Consider the following 3,551-nt stretch of genomic DNA (forward strand, 5'->3'; position numbering starts at 1 on the left):
CGCCACCTTCACCGAAGACCCGGCCGCCCTTGCTCCGCTGGCGGCCCAAGCCTTCCCCCGCGACGGATCGAACCGCGAACCGGCAAAGCTTTACCTCATCGGCGCGCCATTCCAACTCAAAGTCTGGGAGGCGCTGATGCAAATCCCTACGGGGAACGTCACAACCTATTCCGACATCGCCCGCACCATCGGAAACTCAAATGCCGTGCGCGCTGTCGGCACCGCCGTGGGGCGCAACCCGATCTCATGGCTGATCCCCTGCCACCGCGCACTCAGAAAATCCGGCGGGCTTGGCGGCTACCACTGGGGCCTGCCCGTCAAGCGCACAATGCTTGCGTGGGAGGCGGCTGAGACCGCCTGATATTTGATAACATGCGCGTGAGATTGCCTAACATTACAATGATAGGCACATCTTCGCCCATCGCCGCTTCCGCATCATCGCGTATGGTGTATAGCGGCACTGGAGATGTGAAATGATCAAAGGATTTATCATGGGATACATGAAAAAACCGTTCATGCTGGCCGCAGCCAGCCTGATTGCCCTTACGGCCTGTGGCCCTGCCTATCAGCAAGGCGGCGACCGCCAGCGTCAGGGAACGGGCGCAACCGCAGGTGCCGTGATCGGCGCCGTACTTGGCGGAACCCGCGAAAGCGGCAGTGACCGTCTGCGCAACGCCGCCGTCGGTGCCGCAATCGGCGCCGCAGCCGGTGGCCTTATCGGCTCGACCCTGGATGCACAGGCTCGCGAACTTGAGCGTGACTTCGACAACGGAGCGATCGACGTGATCAATACCGGCAGCGAACTTATCGTGCGCATGCCAGAGGCGATCCTGTTCGCCACCGACAGTGCAAGCCTGAACGGCGCGCTGCGCTCGGATCTCTTTGTTCTCGCCAACAGCCTGAATGAATACCCGCAATCGATCGTCACAGTCGTCGGCCACACCGACAACACCGGTACCGCGGCTTACAATCAGGGGCTCAGCGAACGCCGCGCCTTTGCGGTGTCGGACACCTTGCGTGCAGGCGGCGTGTCCTCGTCGCGTGTCCGCACGGTAGGCGCGGGCGAAAGCCAGCCTATCGCGACCAACCAGACGGCCTCGGGACGCGCCCAAAACCGTAGGGTCGATATCACGATTACCCCAACGAATTAATCTTCGTTCATAAGTCGAACAGACAAACGGCGGTGCGCGAAAGCGTGCCGCCGTTTTCATATCGGCAACACCCGCACCGCGCGACGGAACAGCACAAGCGCCACAAACCCTAGCCCAAGCAGGGCCGCGCCCAGAAGGAACGTCACCCAGATATCACCCGACTGCTCGGCGACGCGCCCGGCCACCGCAGGCGCAATCATCATAAGGATGTAGTAAACGGTGAAAAACACCCCCATCCCGAAGGCCCGCGCCTCAGGGGCCAGAACCTCACTCGGCAGGGTCATGATCGACCCCGCTCCCAGACCGGACACAAAACCGCCTACCGCCAGCGTCACCACCACGACCTCGACGGGCACGACCAACGCCAAAGGCAGGACGATCACCCCGCCAATAAGGCTCACCGCAATAAGCAAATCTCGCCGCCCGGACCAGTCTGCCAAGATACCGCCTACGGGGATCGCAATGCCCGCCGCCGCCATAAAGACGCTGGTCACCGAACCGGCCGTCACGGCGTCGACACCACGCTCGGCCAGAACCAAGGGCCCGAACGCAAACACCATGGAGTATCCGGCGTTGTAAAGCGCCCAAACCATCGCCGCCATAAACAAGCCAAAGGCAGGCATCTGGGCGCGAGTGATCGTAGCTGGCCCGACCGAAGCCCCCTCTTGCGTGCGATAAAGCATCACAAACGCAACCAGCGCCACAACGACCGATGCTGTCACCACGCCCCAAGCCAAAGCCAACCCGCCCGTCGCCGCCATGAACGGCAAAATCACCAAGGCCAGCGCAATCCCTACCGGCCAGGACGAGATGAAAACCCCCATCGCGGTGCCAATCTCGCGCCCTTGAAACCAGTCCACCAACAGCTTCGTCATCACAACATTGATAACAACGCCACCAACGCCGCCCAAAACGCGCCCGACAACCGCCATCTCCCAGGCGGTTGCAGCCAAAGTCACAACCGCCCCTGCCAGCATGCACCCCAAACTCAGCCCCACAACGCGCTTGTCGCCAAACCGTGCAGCAATCGTTCCACCAGGAATCGCCACCAGCACGCCCGGTCCTAAATAGAGCCCGATCAAAATCCCGATATCCGCGATAGAAATCGCTAGACTATCCACGATAAACGGAGAAAGGGCCGCCACTGACTGAAACTGAAATGCCATCACGGTGCGGGCAAAAAACAACACGAACAAGATCGTCCAACGATTGATCATATCACCACCCACCCCTTCGATGCCCATCAGTCACAAAGCTGCAATTGCGCGCAATACAAATCCCATTCACCCTTTAAAATACCAACGTCGAGTGCCCGCAATCGACGGCCGGCAACACGATGCGCAGCAATGTGTGAGAGGCAAACGTCAATTGCGGCCGCCCACCTCTCTCTTGTGCCGCAGCCTTGGCAGCCCTACCGTTCTGTCAACCAGAGAAACGCCCATGCCCTTTGAACGTATAGAACCTGAGAAACTCGCCCACGCCGTCGTTCGCCAGATCGAAGGATTGATCCTGCGCGGCATCCTGCGTCCGGGCGAACGCCTGCCGTCGGAGCGCGTTTTGTCGGACCGCCTTGGCGTTTCGCGTCCCTCCCTGCGCGAAGCCATTGCTGCCCTTCAAGGCAGCGGCCTTTTGGTGGCACGCGCTAACTCCGGCATTTTTGTCGCCGACGTCCTTGGATCAGCCTTCTCGCCAGCCCTCACGCGCCTATTTTCCAGCCACTCCGAGGCCGTCTTTGACGCGCTTGATTTTCGCCGAGACATGGAAGGGCTTGCCGCCCACCGCGCCGCCCGCCTTGCGTCGGACACCGATCTAGCTGTCGTCGACGCCATCTTCATCAAAATGGAAACCGCCCACGAAAAGCGCGACGCGGCCAATGAAGCGCGGCTTGATGCCGAGTTCCACCTCGCCATCATCGAAGCCAGCCACAACGTCGTCATGCTTCATATGATGCGCTCAATGTATGATCTTCTGCGCGAAGGCGTTTTCTACAACCGCCAGGTCATGTTCGATCAACGCATGACCCGCACAGCGCTTTTGGATCAACACCGCGCCATCAACGACGCCCTGCAATCACGTGATCCGGTGGCCGCACAGGGTGCCATCCAAACCCACCTCGATTTCGTGCGCGCGTCCCTTACGGACAAACTACGCGCCGAGCAAAACGAGAAAACCGCCACAAAGCGTCTTCAGCACGAGCAAATGCGTTGATGTCATTCGACCTCGGCCTCAAAGCGGCAAAGCCGGCAGCGACGAGGCTTTCTTAGGCGCTCTGCGCCACGTCTTACGCACGAACACTAGCTTTACTCAATACGACGACATGTCGACTACGACCATCCAGACACCGGCATCCACTTTCAGATTTTTCTGAATGCACCGCATGAGAACCGCGCTGCTGAAAAC

4 protein-coding genes are annotated in these 3,551 nt (G+C 60.1%); 3 read left to right on the forward strand and 1 reads right to left on the reverse strand.

The features are described 5' to 3' along the window. Together AC221Y_RS21940 and AC221Y_RS21945 are read left to right on the forward strand one after the other, a co-directional pair. Window positions 1-361: methylated-DNA--[protein]-cysteine S-methyltransferase (locus AC221Y_RS21940; RefSeq protein WP_486708441.1), on the forward strand; the 361-nt coding region annotated here is incomplete at its 5' end. 130 nt (window positions 362-491) lie between these two features. Next, on the forward strand, window positions 492-1,151 hold the full coding sequence (locus AC221Y_RS21945) for a YiaD family glycine zipper/OmpA-like lipoprotein (RefSeq protein WP_299752622.1): 660 nt from the start codon (window positions 492-494) through the stop codon (window positions 1,149-1,151). 56 nt (window positions 1,152-1,207) lie between these two features. Here AC221Y_RS21945 and AC221Y_RS21950 read toward each other — a convergent pair whose 3' ends face one another. Then, window positions 1,208-2,368 (reverse strand): MFS transporter, encoded by a 1,161-nt coding sequence (locus AC221Y_RS21950; protein ID WP_299752602.1) that lies wholly within the window; start codon window positions 2,366-2,368, stop codon window positions 1,208-1,210. Window positions 2,369-2,591: 223 nt separating this feature from the next. Here AC221Y_RS21950 and AC221Y_RS21955 point away from each other — a divergent pair, with 223 nt between their 5' ends. After that, a complete protein-coding gene (locus AC221Y_RS21955; protein WP_299752599.1) occupies window positions 2,592-3,359 on the forward strand; it encodes a FadR/GntR family transcriptional regulator in 768 nt (255 codons plus the stop codon). Window positions 3,360-3,551: the final 192 nt, after the last annotated feature.

It is taken from the genome of Boseongicola sp. (assembly GCF_057460485.1).

What these genes read in the sequence shown, in the direction of transcription:
- AC221Y_RS21955 (WP_299752599.1), top strand. Translation starts at nt 2,592, where the DNA reads ATGCCCTTTGAACGTATAGAACCTGAGAAACTCGCCCACGCCGTCGTT.
- AC221Y_RS21945 (WP_299752622.1), top strand. Translation starts at nt 492, where the DNA reads ATGGGATACATGAAAAAACCGTTCATGCTGGCCGCAGCCAGCCTGATT.
- AC221Y_RS21950 (WP_299752602.1), bottom strand. Translation starts at nt 2,368, where the DNA reads ATGATCAATCGTTGGACGATCTTGTTCGTGTTGTTTTTTGCCCGCACC.